General features: G+C 39.8%; 21 protein-coding genes. 7 read left to right on the forward strand and 14 right to left on the reverse strand.

What is annotated here, in order from left to right; translation table 11 throughout:
- Positions 1–351: 351 nt before the first annotated feature.
- Positions 352–1,263: a recombination-associated protein RdgC gene (rdgC, locus tag PNIG_RS13265; RefSeq protein WP_089368681.1), complete on the forward strand. Its 912-nt coding sequence runs from the start codon at positions 352–354 to the stop codon at positions 1,261–1,263.
- 76 nt (positions 1,264–1,339) lie between these two features.
- Here rdgC and PNIG_RS13270 read toward each other — a convergent pair whose 3' ends face one another.
- The gene (locus tag PNIG_RS13270) at positions 1,340–2,179 is read right to left on the reverse strand and encodes an HDOD domain-containing protein (RefSeq protein WP_089368682.1); all 840 of its coding nucleotides are present in this window, start codon (positions 2,177–2,179) and stop codon (positions 1,340–1,342) included.
- Between the two features lie 283 nt (positions 2,180–2,462).
- Here PNIG_RS13270 and PNIG_RS13275 point away from each other — a divergent pair, with 283 nt between their 5' ends.
- Complete coding sequence (locus PNIG_RS13275; protein ID WP_011329033.1) at positions 2,463–4,157, forward strand: dipeptidyl-peptidase 3 family protein; 1,695 nt, start codon at positions 2,463–2,465, stop codon at positions 4,155–4,157.
- 141 nt (positions 4,158–4,298) lie between these two features.
- Here PNIG_RS13275 and PNIG_RS13280 read toward each other — a convergent pair whose 3' ends face one another.
- Both PNIG_RS13280 and PNIG_RS13285 read right to left on the reverse strand, forming a co-directional pair.
- A complete protein-coding gene (locus PNIG_RS13280) occupies positions 4,299–4,832 on the reverse strand; it encodes a protein tyrosine phosphatase family protein (RefSeq protein WP_089368683.1) in 534 nt (177 codons plus the stop codon).
- A gap of 27 nt (positions 4,833–4,859) precedes the next feature.
- On the reverse strand, positions 4,860–5,258 hold the full coding sequence (locus PNIG_RS13285; protein ID WP_041454540.1) for an HIT domain-containing protein: 399 nt from the start codon (positions 5,256–5,258) through the stop codon (positions 4,860–4,862).
- Between the two features lie 111 nt (positions 5,259–5,369).
- Between PNIG_RS13285 and PNIG_RS13290 the strand changes: the two genes are divergently transcribed.
- Positions 5,370–7,595 (forward strand): S9 family peptidase, encoded by a 2,226-nt coding sequence (locus PNIG_RS13290; protein WP_089368684.1) that lies wholly within the window; start codon positions 5,370–5,372, stop codon positions 7,593–7,595.
- A gap of 136 nt (positions 7,596–7,731) precedes the next feature.
- The gene (locus PNIG_RS13295) at positions 7,732–9,369 is read left to right on the forward strand and encodes a methyl-accepting chemotaxis protein (protein ID WP_089368685.1); all 1,638 of its coding nucleotides are present in this window, start codon (positions 7,732–7,734) and stop codon (positions 9,367–9,369) included.
- A 52-nt stretch (positions 9,370–9,421) separates the two neighbouring features.
- Here PNIG_RS13295 and PNIG_RS13300 read toward each other — a convergent pair whose 3' ends face one another.
- The 3 genes from PNIG_RS13300 to PNIG_RS20055 all read right to left on the reverse strand — a co-directional run bounded on the left by PNIG_RS13300 (position 9,422) and on the right by PNIG_RS20055 (position 12,385).
- Positions 9,422–10,957 (reverse strand): M17 family metallopeptidase, encoded by a 1,536-nt coding sequence (locus tag PNIG_RS13300; RefSeq protein WP_011329038.1) that lies wholly within the window; start codon positions 10,955–10,957, stop codon positions 9,422–9,424.
- 122 nt (positions 10,958–11,079) lie between these two features.
- A complete protein-coding gene (gene dinB, locus PNIG_RS13305) occupies positions 11,080–12,135 on the reverse strand; it encodes a DNA polymerase IV (RefSeq protein WP_011329039.1) in 1,056 nt (351 codons plus the stop codon).
- Between the two features lie 73 nt (positions 12,136–12,208).
- The gene (locus PNIG_RS20055) at positions 12,209–12,385 is read right to left on the reverse strand and encodes a hypothetical protein (protein WP_011329040.1); all 177 of its coding nucleotides are present in this window, start codon (positions 12,383–12,385) and stop codon (positions 12,209–12,211) included.
- A gap of 140 nt (positions 12,386–12,525) precedes the next feature.
- Here PNIG_RS20055 and PNIG_RS13310 point away from each other — a divergent pair, with 140 nt between their 5' ends.
- Together PNIG_RS13310 and PNIG_RS13315 are read left to right on the forward strand one after the other, a co-directional pair.
- Positions 12,526–12,954 (forward strand): acyl-CoA thioesterase, encoded by a 429-nt coding sequence (locus PNIG_RS13310; RefSeq protein WP_086993205.1) that lies wholly within the window; start codon positions 12,526–12,528, stop codon positions 12,952–12,954.
- 21 nt (positions 12,955–12,975) lie between these two features.
- On the forward strand, positions 12,976–14,028 hold the full coding sequence (locus PNIG_RS13315; RefSeq protein ID WP_086993206.1) for an aldo/keto reductase: 1,053 nt from the start codon (positions 12,976–12,978) through the stop codon (positions 14,026–14,028).
- 92 nt (positions 14,029–14,120) lie between these two features.
- On the opposite strand, the gene PNIG_RS13320 is transcribed toward PNIG_RS13315, so the two are convergent.
- Genes PNIG_RS13320 through PNIG_RS13345 form a run of 6 tightly spaced genes read right to left on the reverse strand, consistent with a single transcriptional unit; the run spans position 14,121 to position 20,274 of the window.
- Complete coding sequence (locus PNIG_RS13320; RefSeq protein WP_089368686.1) at positions 14,121–14,735, reverse strand: fumarylacetoacetate hydrolase family protein; 615 nt, start codon at positions 14,733–14,735, stop codon at positions 14,121–14,123.
- Positions 14,736–14,756: 21 nt separating this feature from the next.
- Complete coding sequence (locus PNIG_RS13325) at positions 14,757–16,712, reverse strand: hybrid sensor histidine kinase/response regulator (RefSeq protein ID WP_089368687.1); 1,956 nt, start codon at positions 16,710–16,712, stop codon at positions 14,757–14,759.
- A 26-nt stretch (positions 16,713–16,738) separates the two neighbouring features.
- Entirely contained in the window at positions 16,739–17,200 is a 462-nt protein-coding gene (locus tag PNIG_RS13330; RefSeq protein WP_011329045.1) for a response regulator, read from the reverse strand.
- A complete protein-coding gene (locus tag PNIG_RS13335; protein ID WP_089368688.1) occupies positions 17,201–18,685 on the reverse strand; it encodes a sensor histidine kinase in 1,485 nt (494 codons plus the stop codon). It lies immediately after the preceding gene.
- A gap of 26 nt (positions 18,686–18,711) precedes the next feature.
- Positions 18,712–18,918 carry a hypothetical protein gene (locus tag PNIG_RS13340; RefSeq protein ID WP_011329047.1) on the reverse strand — a complete coding sequence of 69 codons (207 nt, stop codon included), beginning with the start codon at positions 18,916–18,918 and terminating at the stop codon, positions 18,712–18,714.
- A gap of 15 nt (positions 18,919–18,933) precedes the next feature.
- On the reverse strand, positions 18,934–20,274 hold the full coding sequence (locus PNIG_RS13345) for a sigma-54-dependent transcriptional regulator (RefSeq protein ID WP_011329048.1): 1,341 nt from the start codon (positions 20,272–20,274) through the stop codon (positions 18,934–18,936).
- A gap of 229 nt (positions 20,275–20,503) precedes the next feature.
- On the opposite strand from PNIG_RS13345, the gene PNIG_RS13350 reads away from it, so the two are divergent.
- Positions 20,504–21,016, forward strand: a complete 513-nt coding sequence (locus PNIG_RS13350; protein WP_089368689.1) for an NUDIX hydrolase — start codon at positions 20,504–20,506, stop codon at positions 21,014–21,016.
- A gap of 34 nt (positions 21,017–21,050) precedes the next feature.
- Here the strand turns inward: PNIG_RS13350 and PNIG_RS13355 are convergent, their stop codons facing one another.
- Together PNIG_RS13355 and PNIG_RS13360 are read right to left on the reverse strand one after the other, a co-directional pair.
- Positions 21,051–21,548, reverse strand: coding sequence for a YgjV family protein (locus PNIG_RS13355; protein WP_011329050.1), 498 nt, complete (start codon positions 21,546–21,548; stop codon positions 21,051–21,053).
- Between the two features lie 48 nt (positions 21,549–21,596).
- Positions 21,597–22,163, reverse strand: a complete 567-nt coding sequence (locus PNIG_RS13360) for a Crp/Fnr family transcriptional regulator (protein ID WP_089368690.1) — start codon at positions 22,161–22,163, stop codon at positions 21,597–21,599.
- Positions 22,164–22,325 lie beyond the last annotated feature (162 nt).

Below are 22,325 nucleotides of genomic sequence, written 5' to 3' on the forward strand. Positions count from 1 at the left end.
AATACACTAGGGCGTGTTAATTTTTCAAAATTGAAATTTATTCAACCAAGAGTTATTTATATTTGGCCTAGCCTGCGCATTATCAAACCCAGCATTAAACTATAGTGTAATGCAAAAAGCTAAACGCTAAATACATATGCACTTAGTTTTAAACGGCCTGTATAAAAGTGTAGCAACTTATTGCGCAACAAGTGCGCAGCGACAGCAAGCAAGATTACACATACTCAATTATGACTGCGCTCCTTAAAACAACTTGCTATTTTTTAAATATGCCACAATAAAATCAGCCATTTCGAGATACTGATTTTATTGCTATGATTGTGCAAATTTTTCAAATGGATCTGTATTCCTATGTGGTTTAGTAACCTTATATGTTATCGCTTTAAACAAGATGTTTCGTATACACAAGAAGATTTTGACAAAGCATTAGAGCAAGACTTATTTCGTCCATGTACGGGCCAAGAGCTGGCTACATTTGGCTGGACAAAAGCGTTTGGGAAACACGGCGAAACTTTATCGCATTTTTCACAAAAAAGTATTTTAGTTTGCGCTAAGCGCGAAGAAAAAGTATTACCTGCATCGGTTATAAATGAGCTAGTTGCAGAAAAAGTCGATTTAATTGAAGCTGAAGAAAATCGCCCAGTTAAAAAGAAAGAAAAAGACGAATTAAAAGAAAACATTTTACATACACTGCTACCACAAGCATTTAAAAAGTCGAGCTTACAGTTTGCATTTATTGACCAAGAAAACGGCTGGGTTGTGGTTAATAGCGGCAGTTTTAACAAAGCCGAAGAGTTACTCGCACTTTTGCGTAAATCATTAGGCACACTGCCTTTAGTACCTGCATTTGCCAATTACGACCTAGATGTATTTTTAACCGACTGGTTAACTAACTTCAGCACGCCTGAAGGCTTTGCAATTGGCTCAGATGCAGAGCTAGAAGAAGCAGATGATAGTGGCGCGCAAGTTAAGCTTAAAGGCCACGACCTATCGTGCGACGAAGTTAAATCGCACCTTGAAACCGGTAAACGTGTTACTAAGCTTGCACTTGATTGGCAAGAACGCGTTAAGTTTATGCTGCAAAACGACGGTTCTATTAAGCGTTTAAGCTACAGCGATACCTTAAAAGAAGAAAATGCTGATATTCCAAAAGAAGACATGGCAGTAAAACTCGATGCTGACTTTATTTTAGCTTCAGAAGAAATTAAACAGCTACTTGAAGAGCTAACTCAAGGCTTAGGCGATATAGACGACTTAGCTTAAGCGCTAACCCTTGCTAAGTTAAGCCAAAAAAAGCACGATTTAATCGTGCTTTTTTACACTCACTACTTAATTACTATTAGCAAAACATCTCTTTTATATCGTCAACCATAGCGTGATACTCATCGCTGGTGAAAAGCTGCATAGAAGGAATAATTCCTTTGTTAATATAAACCTGTAGCGCGGCCGACTTATCTGACACTTGTAGCGTGCCCTCTAAAATTGCACCAATCCTAATAAAATCAATATAGCTTACCTGCTCAGGGCGATGACTGGCATCAGCCCAGTTTTGCGCCACATCAACAAATTCATCAGGAAACTCCCACGCTTTCATTATAGAGCCACCAATTTTACCATTGAGCTTTTGAATTGCATGGGCTAAAAAGCTAGGATTAGCAAATACCTCAGGATGGCGTTCGGCTTCGGTTAAAATGGGTAATACACCAATATTATAAATTAATGATGCCAAGGTAATCGAATCTCTATTTAAAGAGTTTTGCTTATTATTCTTTAAGTAAAATTCCATTAATGCAATTGAGTGACTCGCTACTATTAACGTTTTTTGCCACGCTTTGCCCATGTAACCTTTAATTAGCTCGTTGTTAGATACAAACAATTGCTCCATTGCCATAGCCGTTGCAATATTTTTAATTTGTCGTAAGCCTATGCGAGTAACTGCTTGATGTAAGTTAGATACCTTAACTGAGCGCCCCATAATTGCACTGTTAGCTACTTTAATCATACGGGCTGTTAGTGCTGGATCATGTGCAATCACATCGGCCATTTGCATCAAGTTTACGTCATTATTATCAGCAGCTTGGCGCACTTTAATTGCTACTTCAGGTAAAGTAGGCAGCACCAAAGTGTCGTTATTTATTCTATCAATCAAAATTGTTAACAATGCATTTTCAGTAGACATAACATCCCTATGATTAGTTATTTATAAGCTAAAACAAGCCTTATATTGTTGTTATTATATGCTTTAGTATTACTTAACTTATAGTTAAAGCTAACAAAACTACATAAATTTATTTTTTATTTACTATTTAACATCAGTTAATTACACCTCTAACGCCTAAAACTTGCTATTTACCACGGTGTTTTGCTTTAATGCAGTCACTATAAGGCAGTATTTTTAAGATAGTAAGCGCCTTAGCGAACTGCATACAAATAATAAATCTTACTTTTAAATAGGCAAAATAATGAATTTAAATAAAATTAGCCAAGCAATTATGCTCTCCGGCATCGTTTTTCTTAGTGCTTGTTCAGAGCAAGCCCCTTCTTCTAGTAATAAAACGGCTGTTAAAACAGAGCAAGTAAAGCCAGTAGGTCCAACACTTATAAATACCGATAAACAACGTTTAGACATTTACACTGACTTTAGCTTACAAACTGATTTATCACATTTAAGTGATAACCAAAAAGCTATGGTGGCAAAGCTTATAGATGCTTCAATAATTATGGATGATTTATTTTGGCAGCAAGCGTTTGGTGAAAATAAAGAGTCATTTTTAGCTAAACTAGCTGATGACAAAGTGCGTAAATTTGCCGACATAAACTACGGTCCATGGGATCGTTTAAACGGCGATAAAGTGTTTTTATCAAGCTATAAAGAAAAAGCAACTGGTGCACAGTTTTACCCTGCAGATATAACTAAAGAAGAGTTAAATAAAGCTGATCTTGCAGATAAAAATGGGCTTTACTCTATTATTAAACGTGATGAGCAAGGTAACCTTTACAGCGTGCCATACTCTAAAGAGTACGCAACCGAGCTTTTAGAGGCTGCTAACTTGCTACGTGAAGCAAGTAAACTAGCAGACGATAAAGAGTTTGCTAACTATTTAAACCTTCGTGCAGACGCGCTACTAAACGATGACTTTCAAGCGTCTGATTTTGCGTGGATGGATATGAAAAATAACCCAGTAGATGTGGTTATTGGTCCAATTGAAACTTATGAAGACCAATTGTTTGGTTACCGTGCTGCTTATGAGTCTTATGTATTAATTAAAGATTTAGCATGGAGCGAACGCCTGGCTAAATTTGCTGCCTTTTTACCTGAGCTACAAAAAGGCTTACCGGTTGATGATAAATACAAACAAGAAGTTCCGGGATCAGACGCCGACCTAAATGCCTACGACGTTGTTTACTATGCAGGGCACTCAAATGCGGGCAGTAAAACCATTGCAATAAACTTACCAAACGACGAGCAAGTACAGCTTGAAAAAGGCACGCGCCGTTTACAACTTAAAAATGCTATGCGCGCTAAGTTTGACAAAATTTTAGTACCAATTGCAGAGCAACTTATTGTGCCTGAGCAACGTAAGCATATTACCTTTGATGCATTTTTTGCTAATACCATGTTCCATGAAGTAGCTCATGGCTTAGGCATTAAAAATACCCTTACTGGTAAGGGTACTGTGCGCCAATCATTACAAGAACACGCCAGTGCGCTAGAGGAAGGTAAAGCCGATATTTTAGGTTTATACATGATTGAGCAACTACTTAAAAAAGGCGAAATTACTGAAGGTACACTAGAGGATTACTACACCACCTTTATGGCTGGTATATTCCGCTCAGTACGTTTTGGTGCATCTAGTGCTCATGGTAAAGCGAATATGATCCGCTTTAACTTTTTTGCTCAAGAAGGTGCTTTTTCTAAAAATGAAGCCGGTTTATACCGTGTAAATATGGAAAAAATGAGCCATGCTATGGCTAAATTATCGCGCTTAATTTTAACCATTCAAGGTGATGGCGACTATCAAAAAGTAGATCAGCTTATTGCTACGCACGGTAATATTAAAGCAGAGCTAGCAGAGGATTTAGAAAAGCTAAGCCAAGCTAATATTCCGGTTGATGTTACTTTTAAACAAGGCAAAGCAGTGTTGGGCCTTAAATAGTTTATAGCCTGTTTACTACCTAAAATAGCCTAGTAAATAAAAACTAAAAAAGCGTTACAGCTCAAAACTGTAACGCTTTTTTATTGAGTTAAAAGTGCTCGGTGTCGTTATTTAAGCTAAACGCTAATTATTTAGTAATAATTACTTAGCAGTAATAACGCTGCGCACTACAGGCTCTAAACTACTCATTCCCCAATGCTTTCCCTTTGCTAGAGCCGATTCAATATCAAGCCCTTCTGCATGAGCAGAAATAGCCATTAAAGCCCCTACTCTATTGCTACTAGCACAATGTAACAGCACAGGTTCGCCGTTTAGCTCTGCCATTATTTTAGCCAGCTTTTGTGCGTTTTCAACGCTAACATCTTGCGCGCCAGCAATTGGCAATGCGTGATACTGCATCCCTAACGAAGCCACCAACTGGGCTTCATCCCAGTCTTGCTCGTTTTCGCCACGTAAATTAATTACGTGCTTTACTCCAGCATTAGCGAGTTGTTTAAGCTGCTCGCTCGTAGGTTGTGCCGCAGACAACGTTTGATTTTCGTGAATAACTAAATTACGCACATCGCTAGTTTTAACTGCTGTAATATTAATAGACTGCTCTTTTGCAAACGCTGCGCCTGTAGTTAATAGCGCAGTGATAAATAATGCATTGGCAAACAACTTAATATGTCTCATCTTGGCTCTCTCTATAAAGTTTTAGAATTAAAAGTGGGCTTTTATTTTTGCTATTTTCTCGTCTTCATATGGCACTGCCGGGTGTTTACCCCATACTGGCGCAGGCCAAGCGGCATCGCTAGTAAAACGCGCAATATGATGAATATGTAATTGCGGCACCATATTACCAAGCGCCGCCACGTTTAATTTATCGGGATTAAATACCCGCATTAATAAATGACTCAATTTTGCCGACTCGCGCAAATAAGTAACTTGCTCATCCTCGCTCAAGTCAATTATCTCTTTTAAACCGGCTTTTTTTGGCACCAAAATAAACCAGGGGTACTGGCTATCGTTCAATAGTAATACTTTACACAGCGGCCAATCGGCAAGCTCTATACAATCGCGCTTAAGCTCTGGGGCTAGTTCAAATGTGGGGTGGGTCATCATAGTGTCCTACTTTGTCTTTAATAATTACCACTTTATAGCATTTAGTTGCAGTTGCACACGCTTGGCTTTACCATTCTAAGCAATATTTATTAAAGCGAAGGCAACCCTGTGCTAAAAAAAATAAAACATCTTTCACTGGCCATCCCTCTGCTAGCAAGTGCTGTTAGCGTACAAGCAAAACCACTCTCGCTAGAGCGTATTTTTGACGACCCGAGTTTATCGGGTAAATCTCCTGTGCAATTAAAGTTTTCGCCCGATGGCAATCGCGTTACTTATTTACAAGGCAAAAGTGACGACTATAACCGCTACGACTTATGGGAATATAACTTAAAAGATAACACCAACCGTATGCTGGTCGATTCGGCTAAGTTATTCTCGGGCCCAGAGAACCTCTCTGACGAAGAGAAAGCACGCCGCGAGCGCCAGCGTATTTTTGGCCAAGGTATTCTTGAATATAAGTGGTCTAAAGATGGTAAAGCGTTATTGTTCCCACTTAACGGCGATTTGTATTACTACGAACTAGCAGCAAATAAAAGTAAAAAACTCACCAATACCGAGGCATTTGAAACCGATGCTCGCTTTTCGCCAAAAGGTAATTTTGTATCTTTTATTCGCGAGCAAAACCTGTACGCTTTAGCGCTCGATTCTGGTAAAGAAATTCAACTAAGTAACGATGGCGGCGGCATCATTAAAAATGGCATGGCCGAATTTGTTGCACAAGAAGAAATGAGCCGTATGACCGGCTATTGGTGGGCCGACGACGAGTCTAAAATTGCCTTTACTCGCGTTGACGAAAGCCCAGTAAAAGAAGCGCTACGCAACGAAATTTACGCCGACGAAGTAAAACTATTCAATCAACGTTACCCATTTACTGGCACTAATAACGTTAAAATACAGCTTGGCGTAGTTACCTTAAACAATCAGCAAGTGGATTGGGTTGATTTAGGCAAAGATGAAGATATTTACCTTGCCCGAGCAAAATGGTTAAAAGATAGTAATACGCTCTCGTATCAATGGCAAAACCGCTCACAGCAAACGTTAGAGCTGCGCTTTTATAACAGCAAAACTAAAAGCCAAAAAGTAGCGCTCACCGAAAGTAGCGATACCTGGATAAACTTACACTTTGACCTTGAGTTTTTAAAAGACAAAAAGCATTTTGTATGGGCGTCTGAGCGTGATGGTTTTAAACATTTATACCTTTATCGCACCAATGGCCAATTAGTACGTCAAATTACTAACGGCGAATGGGCGGTCGATAGCTTAAAAGGCATAGATGAGAAAAAAGGCCTCGTTTACTTTTCAGGCAGAAAAGACACCCCACTCGAAAGCCACTTATACAGTGCCTCGTTATTTAAAAAAGGCGATATTAAACGCATTACCGAGCAAGGCCAATATCACGATGTAGTACTTGCCAAAGACAACAAAACCTTTATTGATAATAGCTCGGCGGTTAATCAGCCAAACGCTGCAGCTCTGCGTAAAATAAATGGCGAGTTTATTACTTGGCTTGAAGAAAACAAGCTAGATAACACGCACCCGCTTACGCCTTACTTAAGTGATTTAGCGACGCCTGAATACGGCACACTTAAAGCCGAAGACGGCCAAGTAATGCATTATAGGTTATTTAAACCAAGCAATATAAGTGACGCTAAAAAACACCCTGTTATTGTAAACGTATACGGTGGCCCACATGCACAGCGAGTAACTAATAGCTGGCGTAGTAAAAACCTATATTTTCAATATATGGCGCAACAAGGCTATGTGATTTTTCAACTTGATAACCGCGGCTCATACAACCGTGGCAAAAAGTTTGAAGATGCTATTTATAAAAATTTAGGTGAAGTAGAAGTTGCTGATCAAATTAAAGGCGTGGAATTTTTACGTACGCTTGATTATGTTGACCCACAACGTATTGGTATTTACGGCCACAGTTATGGCGGTTACATGGCACTAATGACCATGTTTAAAGCTGGCGATTACTTTAACGCCGGTGTTTCTGGCGCGCCAGTAACCGACTGGGCACTTTACGACACTCATTATACTGAGCGTTATTTAGGCCACCCGGCCACTAATGCTAAAGGCTATGAAAACAGTGCGGTATTTCCGTATATTGACGGCTTAAAAGGTCCATTAATGATTTACCACGGCATGGCCGACGACAATGTGTTGTTTACTCACGCCACTAAACTATTTAAACAATTACAAGATACCAATAAACCGTTTGAAATGATGACCTATCCAGGTTCTAAACACAGCCTACGCGGTAAAACAGTGCAAACGCACCTACACCAAACCATTACTAACTTCTTTAATCGTCATTTTGATGTTAAATAACAACTAAATGTTGAATAAATAGACTAAAGGCTGATTATAAATCAGCCTTTTTTTTGCCTTAATAAGTGCTAAGTTTAGTTATATAAATAAACTTAATAAAAGCACAGCAGTGCTGTACCCATTAAGGAATAAACATATGCTCAACCTTCGTCGTTTTACTATTTTTCAGCGTTTTGCACTGTTAGTTGGTATCGTTGTATTGGGACTGGTTATATTAAGTATTTCGAGCTTAAGTAATCAGTATCAAGCGCTTAAAAATGAGCAATATCTTAAAACTCAAAACCTAGTAGAAACCGCCTATAGCGTTATTGATCACTTTTATAATCTTGAGCAAAGCAATACCCTCACCCAACAACAAGCGCAGTCGCAAGCTTTAGCTACAATTAGTGCCCTTAGGTACGATAATACCAACTATTTTTGGATAAATGACTACCACCCAAAAATGATAATGCATCCATTTAAGCCAGACTTAAATGGTACAGATTTAACTAATAACAAAGACCCCGATGGCACAGCATTATTTGTAGAAATGGTAAAGGTGACTCAACAAGCAGGTTCAGGGTTTGTACCTTATAAATGGCCTAAACCAGGTAAAGACAAACCAGTTGATAAAATAGCGTTTGTGAAGGGCTTTAACCAATGGCAATGGGTTATAGGTTCGGGCGTGTACCTCGACAGTATTGATGGTGCATTTGCTGAGCAACGTAATTTAATAATTATAAATGCCGTGGTAATGATTATTGCACTGATTATATTAAGCTACTTTATTGGTAAAAGTATTATTACTCCAACACGCTTAGCTGCCGACATGATGAAAGATATTTCCCAAGGCGAAGGCGATTTAACCCGCAGCTTAGATGAAACCGGAAATGACGAAATATCTGAGCTTTCTCATTCATTCAACGCGTTTATATTGAAAATGCACGAATCGTTAACGCATGTATCGCAAAGCGCGCACGATGTTAATCAACATGCGCATACCGTTGACGAAGCAAGTAAAACAAGCCAATCATTTATTGAATTACAAAACGACAGTAGCACTCAGGTAGCTGCAGCAATGGAGCAAATGACCCATCAAATTCATGATGTGAGTCGCAATGCTGAAGCCGCCGAGCAAGCTGCAAACGATGCAGCTAGTAATGCATCATCAGGTAAAAATGTCGTTGCCAATACAATAACGGCGATTGAAACACTCTCCAGTAATATAGAAACCGTGAGCCGAGTTACCGCCGATTTAGCCAGCGAAAGTAATAATATAGGATCGGTACTTGAAGTAATTAGAAGTATTTCAGAGCAAACTAATTTACTTGCCCTTAATGCTGCGATTGAGGCTGCCCGTGCAGGTGAACACGGCCGTGGGTTTGCCGTTGTGGCAGACGAGGTGCGTACTTTAGCAAGCCGTACTGGTAAAAGCACCGACGAAATTCAAGCTATGATCACTAAGCTGCAAAACGGTGCAAAAGCAGCGGTAGAGGCGGTGAAGTCGAGCCAAGCTCTTTCAGCATCAACGGTTGAGCAGGCATCATCAGCAAACACATCACTAAATGAAATTGAACGCTTAGTTAGTGTGATCACCGAAATGAACAGTCAAATAGCGCGTGCTACTGAGCAGCAAACTTTAGCTGCAGATGAAGTGAACTTGCGTATTAACGACCTAGCTAATTCAACTAAAGAGTCACTCGATAATACCAAGCAATTAACCGGTGCCAGCGAGCAGTTAAAACAAAGTAGCTCACAACTCTCAAGTGTAGTAACTCGTTTTAAATTAGATTAAAAATTAAAAGCCCTGTATTTACAGGGCGTTGTTAATTACTACTTTATGGTAATTACAAACAGTAACTAGCAAATAAACTACTTACCGAGGCTGCGGTTGGCTTGCCATGCTGCCAATCGCCGCCCTCTACTGCGCTACCTGCTATGTCCATATGTACATAAGGTAGTGGCTGAGCTGAGTCGTTACCATGCTTGTCTAAGCCGCCAACAATTGCTAAAAACGCCATAGGGAACTGATGTCCTCGTGCTGTTACAGCCGATGCCGCGTTATTACTAGAAAGTACATCGTCTGCTAAAGTACGCGGCTTGATAAAGTCATAATCTTCACGACGAGAACGCGATACTTCTGCGCCATCGGCCCATAAGTCGCCGTTATCAGCGAGCTTTCGTGAAATATTAGCACTACGTGCTGGTCCATTTTCAACGTAAGCACCATAAGGACCCATAGCGCGGGCTGCATGGCCGGTTAAAGTGGCCACTGTAAATAGCGTTGGGTTAATTTGGTTTTTAGCTAAATCTTTCATTTCACTTAACAGGTCGCCCATAGCTAAGCGTCCTTCTGCATCTGTATTACCTATGCGTACTCGCACACCTTCACGGCTAGTAATAATTTCATCTGGTACAAAACAATCAGAGCCAATTGAGTTACGTACTACCGCTAAGTAAGCAATTACTTTAACGCCCTTAGGTTGGTAGTCGGCCACTGCTTTCATAAAGCCGGCCACAGAAGCTGCACCGCCCTTATCGCGGCTCATGCCCGCCATATGGCCCCCCACTTTTAAATCAGCGCCGCCGGTATCGTATACTAAGCCTTTACCTACAAACATGAGTGTACGAGTTACCTCGCCCTCTGGTACATATTCTAATTTAACTACACGCGGGTGATGATGCTCAACAGCATACGATGCACGAGCTACTGTGCTAAGCATAGGGTAGTTTTTATCTATAACTGCAAGGTCATCAATAACATCAACTACAACATTACTGCCTTTAAATAGATCAACACAGTAATCTGCAAAACGCGGCGGCGCCATGCGCTCAGGCTCAGTGCCACATAAATCACGCGCTGCGTATTGTCCAGCTGCAAGTGCATTCACTGCTTTAATTGTTTGCTCTGTGGCATCAACCAAACCAATTTGCGTAATTGGCTCAATAGCCTCGCCATGATATTCGCGCGCTTCTAATGGCTGCCACAATGCTTGGCAAGTTCCTAAGTAAGCAACTTCTAGCGCATGCTGATAACGGCTGTCGGCATTTATATTAGGCAAGTAAATAGCAGGGTTAACACTGCCCGATGCTTTAGCTTCATTTATTGCTAATTTTGCAGCATCAAAATAACGGCGTACATCGTCGTAGTCTCTATTTAATGGCCCAGTAGGCGCCAGTACTACACGTTTATTATTAATAACTAATAAAGTTACTTGCTTACCGATACGTGAATCTACTTTTGCTTGCGCTGCAATAGCGTCGCGTAATGGATTGTTAGCTAATTGAGAAAAGTCATCACTAATTATAATGAGTGCGTCATGCGCGTTGCATTCAAGGCTAGCGCTCATTGGCTGAGCCACTACTGCTTTAGGGTATGCCATAAATAAAGGTCCTGTTAAAAACATAAGCCTCTATTATCGTTGATTTGAATATTGAAGACCAGCAAGCTGCGATAAGCTCCCCGCTTAAGTTAACATGCGCTGGCAACTTGTCACTACAGGGTTTACATATCAAGTATGCTCAGCTGCAAATTGTGTTGCGGCTGATTCTTTATTCCTACCCCAATACCTAACAAACGCACTGGTTGCTGTAAGCCGCGTTGATACGCTTTAGCTAATAGTTCGCTAAAAATATCGCTATTTAATTGCTGATGCGCCTGATCGGCTGAGGTCACTACAAAATTAGCAAATTTCACTTTAACACTAAGTTTATTTACCTGATTTTGCAGCTGCTGCTTGTTTAGTCGAGTGGTTAACTCCTCAAGCAGTGAAGGAAGTTGTTCTAGGCATTCTTGTAAACTATTTTTATTGTACTCATAAGTATGCTCAACGCTTAGCGATTTACGTACGCGCTCAGTAGACACCCGGCCTATGTGTTCACCAGCGCACTTTTGATATAACGACACGCCAAAATTACCTACATGTTGCTGCATCCAATTTACGCCTTTTTTGCGTACATCTTGGCCTGTATACAAACCTTTTAAGTTAAGCTTTTCGAGCGTGACCTTACCTACCCCCGGAATTTTACCCAGCGGTAGCTGTGCTAAAAAGGCATCAACCTGATCGGGCAATACTACAAACTGACCATTGGGTTTGTTTTCGTCACTGGCTATTTTGGCAATAAATTTAATTGGCGCAATACCAGCCGAGGCAGTAAGCCCTGTGGCATTATAAATATCAGCACGAATTTGCTGCGCAATAAGTGTAGCGCTGCCTTTACACTGCTCACTATGGGTTACATCTAAATAGGCTTCGTCAAGAGAGAGGGGTTCAATTAAATCTGTATAGCGACTAAACACGGCACGTATTTGCGTCGACACGTCTTTATAAACAGCCATACGCCCAGGCACTATAACTAAGTCGGGGCATAACTGCTTAGCATGATAGTTAGACATAGCCGAGCGCACGCCATATTCCCGAGCAATGTAATTTGCAGTAGAGAGTACGCCACGGCGACTATTACCACCAATTGCTAGTGGTACATTGGCAAGTTTAGGGTTGTCGCGCATTTCGACCGCCGCATAAAAGCAGTCCATATCTATATGAATAAACTTTTTCATTACCACTATAACAACTGTTTATTTATACAGCCATTATTATAGAATCACCTATAATTAGCAAGCTTGCACCCTATTAAAAACAGCGTTTATTATTTTTACGCTTTTTAAAAGAGTACAGCCAAAACCCTGTTTCCAACGCAAAGCCCACAACTGTTAAAGCAATTACACCCGATGCATTACCCATCGCGTAGCAAATAAATGCAGCTATAAAAACTAAACAGACTAAAAGCCAATTAACGACACTTTTCATACATATCTCCCTAGCTGTGTTATATAACAATAAACCTTTTATTTAATTAAACCAAACATAAAATACCCTAGGTTAATTACCTTGAGGTAATAACCCCATATTGATAATCTAAACACTTTAAAATTAAAGGGCGTAAATGTATGCAAACGTTTAAAGATCAACATCCTATTCATACTGATATTACTGTGGCATGGGGAGATATGGATGCCCTGCAACACGTAAATAATGTCGTTTATTTACGCTATTTTGAAATAGCTCGCATCGATTTTTTAAATAAAATAAATCTTTTTGAAACCATTAGCAGCAAAGGTATTGGCCCTGTGATCAGCGAAAACACCATTCGCTATAAACGCCCGGTTACTTTTCCCGATACTCTCACTGTAGGTGTCACCATTAGCGATATTAAAACAGATCGCTTTATGATGAACTACAACGTGTTTAGCCACGCGCAAAATGCCATTACCACTACGGGCACTTCGCAAGTCGTAATGTTTGACTTTCAAACTGGTAAAAAGTCGCCAATCACTGAGCCGCTTTTATCTGCTATACAGCAATATACCCAAAACTAAGCCAGTAAATAAGGAGCTTATATGCAATACAACCCACTAGGTAGCAGTGGTGTAAACGTCTCAAGGGTCTGCTTAGGTAGTATGACGTGGGGGTTACAAAACACGCAAAGCGATGCAGATCAGCAAATAGCTTATGCGCTTGAGCAAGGTGTTAACTTTATTGATACCGCCGAAATGTACGCTGTGCCGCCATCTCCCGACACCTACGGCAAAACAGAGCAAATTATTGGCAACTGGTTAGCGCGCAATCAAGATAAACGTAGCGACATAGTACTTGCCACTAAAATTGCCGGAAACGGTTTAGAGTGGATACGTGAAGGTAGCAATATTACCCGCCAAACAGTCATTGCCGCGGTTGATGATTCGCTTAAACGCTTGCAAACCGATTACATTGATTTATACCAACTACACTGGCCCAACCGCGCCACGCCACATTTTGCCAAACAATGGCCAGGAATGCTTAAATTTACCGAGGTAGATACGCAGCAACAAACTGCCGATATGCTCGATATATTAGAAGGTTTAAACGACTGCGTAAAAGCCGGAAAAATAAAACACTGTGGCCTTTCAGACGATACACCTTGGGGTGTTAACCAGTTTTTAAACTTAGCTAAAGAGCATAATTTACCGCGCATGGTGTCGATTCAAAACGAATTTAGCCTAGTACACGCCAAAGATTGGCCTTACTTAATAGAACAATGTGTACACGAAGATATTGCTTATTTACCTTGGTCACCATTGGCTGCGGGTTCATTAACCGGTAAATATTTAAACGGCGCACGCCCTGAAGGAACGCGTTGGACCTTTATGCAACGTAACGGTATTTTCCGCGATACGCCAAACGCACAACAAGCAATAAAGCAATACGTAGAACTTGCTCACGCCCATAATTTAACCCCTGCAGAACTTGCCCTAGCTTGGTGTAATAAAGTGGATGGCGTAACTTCTACTATTATTGGTGCCACGTCTATGGCGCAATTAAAAGAAGATATAGGCGCGTTTAACCTTACTTTAAGCGATGAAATTCTCGGCGCTATTAATCGTATTTTTAGACAATACCCTATGCCTTATTAAGCTAATGCGCATTAATTAAAAAGACCAAGTTAAAAGTAAAAACCGCAAGCTAAGTGCACCTACTCCATAGGTGCACTTTTAACTTTGCATTATTACTCGGCCTGCCATTTATGCGCTAATATACGTTGCTCATTGGCGTACAGCGTGACACTAAATATACTGCCCGCCGTTACTTCACCAACCCCTGCAGGTGTGCCGGTCATTATCACGTCGCCATCTTCTAAGTACATAAAGTCACTAATTTCAGCTAAAATTTGCGCTGGTTTATGTAACATAAAATCGCTATTACCTTGTTGTATTAGTTGATCGTTTATTTTGAGCTCAAAGCTAAAATGTTGCATGTCCTCGCTAAGCTCAACAAACGGCGTTAATAGCACAGAGCCGTCAAACGCTTTTGCTCGCTCCCACGGCAAGCCTTTGTTTTTTAACTTAGCCTGCACTTCGCGTTTGGTTAAATCAAGCCCCAAGCCAACGCCAACTAAACGACTATTTTTTACCACAAAGCAAAGCTCGGTTTCGTAATGTAAAACATCCTTATTATGCTTTGCTAGCAACTTAGTACCAATTGCACTATTAGGCTTATTAAATAACACCATTTGCTCTGGCAGTTCATTATTTAACTCTGCAATGTGTGCGGTGTAATTACGCCCTACACACACCACTTTTGAGGGCAATACGTTGTCACAACCCAATGTTACTAACTGCATAAATCAACTCTATATTGTTGGTTAAATAAGTGTTTCGAGCAAAGCTAAATTAATTGGTTTAAGCAGCACTTGCTCAATTTCAAGCTGTTTAATTTTTACTGGATCAGGTTCCATACCACTAACAATAACGCGCTTTAATTTTGGATAATGTTGTTTTATATGGTTTGCTAAATCTAAACCACTGCCGTCGGGCAGGTTCATATCTAGCAGTACTTTATCGTAGTTAGCGTCTGCTTTAAGTATGGCTAAACAATGCTCATAACTGCTTGCTATTTGTGTTTCAACCCCTAAGCTTTCTAGTAAAAGTTGCGTTATTTGCGCCGCATCGGCGTCGTCTTCTACTAATAAAAAGCGGGTATTACTATGGGTAACTTCGGGGGGAATTAATACATCTGCTGTTTTATTATTTTTACTAAGCGTATCTTGTAAGCACTGATACAGTAAGTTGGAATCGACTGGTTTTGCTATCACATTATTAAACCCTAATGCCGATAACTCATTATGAATGCCTTTCATAGTTGCTGCCGTTAAGGCAATAATTGCGCCTTCAAAGCCAATTTTTCTAAGCTCTATGGTGGCTTCTTTTCCGCCCATAATTGGCATATGTATATCCATAAAAATAGCGTCGTAGTCTATTCCTTGTTGCTGGGCATTACGTACTTTTTCAAGCGCTTGCTTACCGTGCTCAGCGTAATCTACTTTTGCTCCTGCAGAAGTGATCATGTGGCCAACTAAAACGCGTAAATCACGTAAATCATCAACCACTAATACCCTACCATTAACTTTACATGGTGCATATTTTTGCTGCATATTAGGGGTTAAGTCGAGCCTTAATATGCTACGCTCTACATTTTTAATATTGCCCGGATAGAGCGAAATAATAAATTTAGAGCCTTTGCCTATTGCTGAATCTAAGGCTATTGAGCCCTGCATTCTGTTAAGTAGCTCAGTACAAATAGCAAGTCCTAAACCTGCACCGCCCACTGCACGCGACTCAACATCGGCTATTTGTTCAAACGGTTTAAATATAAGCGCTTGTTTTTCGGGGGCAATGCCCATGCCCGAGTCTTCAATACTAAAAAATAGCATTTCACGGGCGCTAACAAACTCAGTCCAAGCACAAAGAGTTATTTCGCCTTGCTCGGTAAATTTAATTGCATTGTTGATAATGTTTATAAGTATTTGTCGAAGGCGAGTTGCGTCAATATTAACGATTAAAGGCAAGGGTTGCAGCGATTCAAAGCGTAATGACAAGCCCTTATCAAGCGCCGACACTCGCATTAAAGTAAATACGTCAGCCATTAAGCTATCAAGATTTACATCACTGCAATTAAGTTCAAGCTTATCGGCCGCTATTTTTGATAAATCGAGGACGTCATTAAGTAAGCTTAATAAGTGTTTACCATTGCGATAAATTACACCTAGCTCGTTTTCGGCTTGTTTACTAAAGTCGCTTTGCATTAATAATTCGGTGTAACCTAAAACCGACGACAGCGGGGTACGTAGTTCGTGGCTTAAGTGCGCTAAAAAGCGATCTTTCGAGCGGTTTTCGGCTTCGGCTTTTAATCGTTCGAGTCGCTCACCTTCAACATCGCGACGGGCTAAAGCATAACGTATTGCGCGCGCAAAGCGGCTAGTGGTCATTTCACTTTTAACTAAATAGTCTACAGCGCCGGCATCAAGTGCAGCCGAATCTAACGCTTCATTAGATTGCCCTGTTAACATAATTATTGGGCCACTAAAGCCGTTTTTTATTGCTTGTTTTAATACACTTAAGCCATCTGAGGCACCTAAGCGATAATCTAGCAGACAAATGTCATGCTTATTCTCACTAAGTACTTTAACTGCTTGTTTAGGGTCGCTAACCCACTCAATCTCAAATGTATGGGAACTGAGCTGCTCAAGATAATCGCTAGTAAGAATATAATCATCTTCATCATCTTCAACAAGTAGCAGCTTGGTTGCCTTAATAGACATGCAATCTCCCGTTTTAGTGGCTGTTTTTAATCATTATAAGTATTTGGTAACTCTACAAACTCAACCCAGTACTTACCGAGTGCTTTCATTAGTTCAACTAAACCATCAAAGGTAACTGGCTTAGTTATATACGACGCAGCACCTAAGTCGTAGCCTTTAACCATATCTTCTTCTTGCTTTGAGGTAGTTAAAATAACAACAGGTATACCCTTTAAGCATGGGTTTGCTTTAATAGCTTGCAATGCCTCGCGGCCATCCATACGTGGCATATTTAAGTCTAATAAAATTAAACCTGGTCTGGGTGATGTATCTTTTTGCTCAAATTTACCTTTTCGCTCCAAGTACTCTAATAGCTCCACACCATCTTCAACAAAATGCAACTCGTTAAGTACACGGCTTTCGGTGAGGGCATCTTGAGTTAATAAACGATCATCTTCATCATCATCAGCCATTAAAATAGTGATTGGTTTTACTTTCGTAAGTGGCATTTAAGCCTCTCCTTGCAATGTGAAAAGCTCGCTTTCCACAGGTAGTTTTATTATGAAGCTTGCACCCTCACCCATGTTACTTTGTGCTGTTATAGTACCGCCATGACGCTCTACTATACGCCGACAAACAGATAAACCTATGCCGGTGCCTTTATATTGCGAGCGACCATGTAAACGCTGAAATGGAACAAATATTTTATCTGCATAATCTGGCGAAAAACCAATACCGTTGTCTTTAACGGTAATTATTTGCCAACAAACTTCGGTATTATGCCCTTCACTAAACTCACTCGTTTTTATGTGTTCAATATTAATAACCGGTTCTTGTTTTGGATGTCTAAATTTAACCGCGTTTGAAATTAAGTTTAAAAATAACTGTTGCATCTGGCTTGGGTCGGCCTGAATTATTGGCATATCGCCCACATTAACCTGTGCATTAGACTCTTTAATAGCAATTTCTAAATCACTTAAAATATCATTTAATACATTATTTAAATCGGTATCAACAAAGTTTTTTCCACGGGTGGTAATACGCGAAAACTCTAATAAATCATTAATTAAATTAGACATGCGTTGCGCTGCATTTTTCATGCGCGCTATATAGTCCATGCCTTTTTCACCTAGCTCATCTTTAAACATAGTTTCGAGACGATCACTAAATGCTTGAATTTTACGCAGTGGCTCTTGCAAGTCATGGCTTGCTACAAAGGCAAACTCTTCTAGCTCGCGGTTACTGCGACTCAACTCATCTGAATAAAGCGTTAGCTCTTGAGTTCGCTCTGTCACTTTGTTAGCTAGCGTTTCGTTTTGTTTTTCAAGCTCTGCACGATACTGCGCAGCATTTCTTAAATTTAACCGTGTAAGTACAAACATGCCTATAATTAGCAAACCGCTAGTGACTGCGGTAATAACAAAGGTAATTTTAGCTTCATTTTTTATTTTTGCTAACTTAGAAAAATGGCTAACTTTAAACAGCATTTCTCGATCTTGAATTTCATTTACCGCTAAGCGAATTTTTTTATACAGCTCTCGTCCTTTATCTGTGTTTACTAAATACAGCGCACTGCGCTCTTTATTATTTTGCGCTAAGTTAACGGTCTTTTTTAATTCAATTTCCTTTTGATCCACTAACGACAATAACAGTGCAATACGCTCTGCCTGGCCATTAATTTCTGAACTTAATGATTTTACATGCTCAGTTTGTGACTCAAGCTGCTCAAGTGCATCATAATAAGGAACTAAATAATCACTTTTTTCTGTAAGTAAATAACCTCGCTGACCCGACTCGGCCTGCACAACTGACAAATGTAACTTTTCGATAGCGCTAGTGAGCATACTGGTATTGTCTAAACTATTTTGCGTTTGGCTTAATCCTTGTATGGTATTTACTGCCAAAAATGCATTACCAATAATAATAGATAACACCACAACAATAAATGTTGCCCAAATGACATTAGCTTTACTTGGTTCTTTTTGCGTACTCATTTAGCATCCTAATTCAAAGAGATAAATTATTGCGAGTCTGTAATTGTTTGTAAGCTTTCGCTGCACTGCTGGCAGTTAGCAATAATTTTATTTAGCGCATCGAGTGCTTTCTCTTTGGGCATATCGTTTTCTAGCACCAGCTTTATCAGCTCCGCATTCATCGAAATTCGATTAAGTGGCGCTCTCGCATCGTGTACTAACTCATTCAGAGGTTTTTTACTGTGATTGCTCATTGTTTTCCTCAAATTTTATTTATATTCGCCAATGCCACCATAAGCATTAAGGCGGTTATAAAGTGTTTTAGTACTAATACCCAGCATTTGTGCAGCCAGTGTTTTATTACCTTGTACCTTATCGAGCGTGGCATGAATAAGTTCTTTTTCTACTTCTTCAATGGTTTGTCCTGCCGACACTTGCTTGTCGTTAACTTGGCTATTCACTTTTGAAAATGGCGACTCTAAATTATCGGGTAAGGTAATATCACTGGTTTGTGGATCGCTCATAATAAACGCACGATGTATGGCATGGCGCAGTTCGCGCACGTTACCAGGCCAGTCATAGCTTTGTAGCTCTTTTAACTGGTCGTTATTCCAGTTAAATGCGGTGCCATTTTCATCATTTAATTGCTCTAAAAAGGCGTTTGCTAATAGTGGAATATCTTCTTTACGATCGCGCAGTGCGGGTATATCTATAGGAAACACTGCCAATCTAAAATAAATATCTTCACGAATAATATTATTTTGCGCTAAATCGGTAAGTGAACGGTTAGTGGCGGAAATAACTCGGCAATTTGTAGGTATTTCGCGGTTTCCGCCAACACGTGTTACTTTTTTTGTTTCTAGCACGCGCAGTAAGTTAGGTTGCATACCAATTGGCATTTCGGTTACTTCGTCTAAAAATAACGTGCCGTCATTTGCTTGTTCAAACACGCCTTCTTTACGTGCAATAGCACCGGTAAATGCGCCTTTTTCATGGCCAAACAGCTCACTACTAATTAACTCTTTTGAAAAACCACCACAGTTACTTGCCACCAGCGGTCCTTCACATTCGCTGGCATTATGAATGGCCTGAGCAACCACTTCTTTACCCGCACCACTTTCGCCCATAAGCATTACGTTGGCGTGGGTTTTAGCCACTCGCTCTATCATGGTGTACAGCTTATGCATTGCTGTAGACTCGCCTATTAGCGTACCAAAGTGGCGGGTTATAGCTGATGATTTCGTTTTTTTAATGGTTTTTTTCGGGCCATTTAACACCCTTTCAAGATCTTCACGCTGCAATGGCTTTAATAAATGCGCAACATTAGGTTCGCACATGTCGGCTAAAATCCCCTTTACCGAAGGGTGCCCAGATATTAGAGTTATTTTAGGTGAATGGCCTATCATTTTTAAATGATCAAGTAGGTGTAAGCCGCTACCGTCGGGGAGCATAAAGTCGAGCAGTATGTGATCAAAACTATTGTTTTCTAGCCACTGATGGGCTTCTTTTAAACTGGTTGCTGTACTTATGTTATGGCCGAGGAATTCGACTATATGACAAACTACGTCACTAAACTCAACGTCATCGTCCACTAATAGTATATTTAACATGATTAATCCCTATGCTTTTTTATTATTCTACTTGGCCTTAGCACTAAAAGAAAGACGCGCTATTTGTCGCTTAAATTACAAAGCTTTAACTATTTAGTTAAATTTTCATAAAAGAGTATTTTAAGCATACTTGATGTACTTAAACTTAAAAAACACTCACTTTATATACTATTTAACAAAAACCTAAAATAAATAACTGATATAATTTAACTTTATTACAGGAGAGCCAATGCGCCAATTAAAAACCCTCATTCATCCAAGTATTAATATTGAGCAAGGCAGTCAATTCACACGTATTACCGCCCGCGCTATTGCCATGCATAAACAGCATATTTTATTAATGTATACAAAAAGATATGATGACTTTAGTTTACCTGGTGGTGGTGTTGATGAGCACGAAAGTATAGAGCAAGGGTTAATACGAGAGTTGCAAGAGGAAACCGGCGCACAAAATATAATAATAAAGAAAGAGTTCGGCCTGTATGAAGAATACCGCCCTTGGTACAAAGACGACTTTGACATTATTCATATAAAATCTTATTGCTATGTATGTAATATTGACCAAAAGTTAGGCCAAGCACAGCTTGAACACTACGAGCAACAAAATGGTATGGTTGCCAAGTGGGTAGATATAAATGAAGCAATTGAGCATAACGAGCGAACACTTGCCACCAGCGATAAGCAGGGGCTGTCGATTATTCGCGAAACCTATTTACTCAAAGAAATAGCTAAACAGTTATAGCCTGTAATTAGCTTTACTTACACCTGAGTAAAGCTCAACAAGGTATTTTTTTTGTGCTATAAAAACGATACAAGCCAACTAAATTACTGCTTAAAAATAAGCTTTCCATAACAATAGCGACCGGTGAGCCTGCAAAAACGTTATGGCTTATCCAAAATAAAGTACCTACAACCATACATAAACGCATATGTAAGTCGTGCTTTTGAAACGATGCAAACGTTTGAATTAACGTCGCAATAAGTGCCAGTGCGCTAAACCAATCTTGCCAAGTAAAATAAACAGCCACGCAACACAGCAGCATAAAAGCATACATTGCCCACGTTTTACGTGCATAAATGCAGTAAAAATACCTAAAGGCGGCAATTAACATTAAGCAACCTGCGCTATTGTGCCCCAACATAAAAAAGTGCACTGCAGTCAGCAATACCGACATAAATAAGCAGGTTAAAATTAACGAACGCGACTTAAACTGAAACGAAGCAAGGTCAAGTAATGTTGCTATAGCAACTAACGACTGAGCAATTAAAAACATAGTGACTCCTTAAAACAGCAAGTCTAACTAGCTTTAGCGTTATTACTCTTAACTTAAGTTAAGTCGTTTACGAATTCTTGATAAAGAAATTGCCGAAATACCAATATACATAGCCACTTGAGTTAAACTTAGCTGCGCCAACCAATGGGGCTTTTCGGCTAATAAATAACGGTAGCGTTGCTCGGGTGTATTAAGCAATAAAAATGCTTCTTTGGCCTCTTTAAATATAAGCTGCTGCGCAATAAGTTGTTGCTTAATTATTTGCCATTCGGGTTGATTAAATACATTCAATGGGACGCTAATAACGCTTACCCTATTAATTACTTTTAGTTGATAAAACGCTTCGGTATTCGTTAGCCAGTTTCCATAAAGTAGCGCAAACTCATCTTTAAAGTAAAACTCCTTACACCTTTGCCCGCCCTGTGCATCATCATGTATTGCACCTAACACCCCATCAAGAATTAAATAGCCATAACGCTGCTTTTGCCCTTGTTGTAACAATACGGTATCGCGCGCTATATGCTTAATTGGGTATTGCGCTGCAAGTTGCAGTTTTAAATTTGCAGCAAGTTCTTGATAGCTATCGCCTAGCGGCAAGATTGAAATTTCATTCATTTATATTAACCATTTTTTGATGAGGGTTTACTGGCTCTAACTTGCAAGCTAATAATAAAAAGCTAAGCCTAAAAACACGTAAATTACTTTAATTTTCTTGTAAATTTTGCAGCTACTTGCATTGTTTACAAAATATAACAGATAAATAAACTATAAAAATAT

This window comes from Pseudoalteromonas nigrifaciens, assembly GCF_002221505.1.
GTDB classification, from domain to species: domain Bacteria; phylum Pseudomonadota; class Gammaproteobacteria; order Enterobacterales; family Alteromonadaceae; genus Pseudoalteromonas; species Pseudoalteromonas nigrifaciens.

Bases quoted from the DNA above. Each gene is read 5' to 3' on its own strand.
- rdgC (WP_089368681.1), top strand. From the start codon at position 352: ATGTGGTTTAGTAACCTTATATGTTATCGCTTTAAACAAGATGTTTCG.
- PNIG_RS13270 (WP_089368682.1), bottom strand. From the start codon at position 2,179: ATGTCTACTGAAAATGCATTGTTAACAATTTTGATTGATAGAATAAAT.
- PNIG_RS13275 (WP_011329033.1), top strand. From the start codon at position 2,463: ATGAATTTAAATAAAATTAGCCAAGCAATTATGCTCTCCGGCATCGTT.
- PNIG_RS13280 (WP_089368683.1), bottom strand. From the start codon at position 4,832: ATGAGACATATTAAGTTGTTTGCCAATGCATTATTTATCACTGCGCTA.
- PNIG_RS13285 (WP_041454540.1), bottom strand. From the start codon at position 5,258: ATGACCCACCCCACATTTGAACTAGCCCCAGAGCTTAAGCGCGATTGT.
- PNIG_RS13295 (WP_089368685.1), top strand. From the start codon at position 7,732: ATGCTCAACCTTCGTCGTTTTACTATTTTTCAGCGTTTTGCACTGTTA.
- PNIG_RS13300 (WP_011329038.1), bottom strand. From the start codon at position 10,957: ATGGCATACCCTAAAGCAGTAGTGGCTCAGCCAATGAGCGCTAGCCTT.
- dinB (WP_011329039.1), bottom strand. From the start codon at position 12,135: ATGAAAAAGTTTATTCATATAGATATGGACTGCTTTTATGCGGCGGTC.
- PNIG_RS20055 (WP_011329040.1), bottom strand. From the start codon at position 12,385: ATGAAAAGTGTCGTTAATTGGCTTTTAGTCTGTTTAGTTTTTATAGCT.
- PNIG_RS13310 (WP_086993205.1), top strand. From the start codon at position 12,526: ATGCAAACGTTTAAAGATCAACATCCTATTCATACTGATATTACTGTG.
- PNIG_RS13315 (WP_086993206.1), top strand. From the start codon at position 12,976: ATGCAATACAACCCACTAGGTAGCAGTGGTGTAAACGTCTCAAGGGTC.
- PNIG_RS13320 (WP_089368686.1), bottom strand. From the start codon at position 14,735: ATGCAGTTAGTAACATTGGGTTGTGACAACGTATTGCCCTCAAAAGTG.
- PNIG_RS13325 (WP_089368687.1), bottom strand. From the start codon at position 16,712: ATGTCTATTAAGGCAACCAAGCTGCTACTTGTTGAAGATGATGAAGAT.
- PNIG_RS13330 (WP_011329045.1), bottom strand. From the start codon at position 17,200: ATGCCACTTACGAAAGTAAAACCAATCACTATTTTAATGGCTGATGAT.
- PNIG_RS13335 (WP_089368688.1), bottom strand. From the start codon at position 18,685: ATGAGTACGCAAAAAGAACCAAGTAAAGCTAATGTCATTTGGGCAACA.
- PNIG_RS13340 (WP_011329047.1), bottom strand. From the start codon at position 18,918: ATGAGCAATCACAGTAAAAAACCTCTGAATGAGTTAGTACACGATGCG.
- PNIG_RS13345 (WP_011329048.1), bottom strand. From the start codon at position 20,274: ATGTTAAATATACTATTAGTGGACGATGACGTTGAGTTTAGTGACGTA.
- PNIG_RS13350 (WP_089368689.1), top strand. From the start codon at position 20,504: ATGCGCCAATTAAAAACCCTCATTCATCCAAGTATTAATATTGAGCAA.
- PNIG_RS13355 (WP_011329050.1), bottom strand. From the start codon at position 21,548: ATGTTTTTAATTGCTCAGTCGTTAGTTGCTATAGCAACATTACTTGAC.
- PNIG_RS13360 (WP_089368690.1), bottom strand. From the start codon at position 22,163: ATGAATGAAATTTCAATCTTGCCGCTAGGCGATAGCTATCAAGAACTT.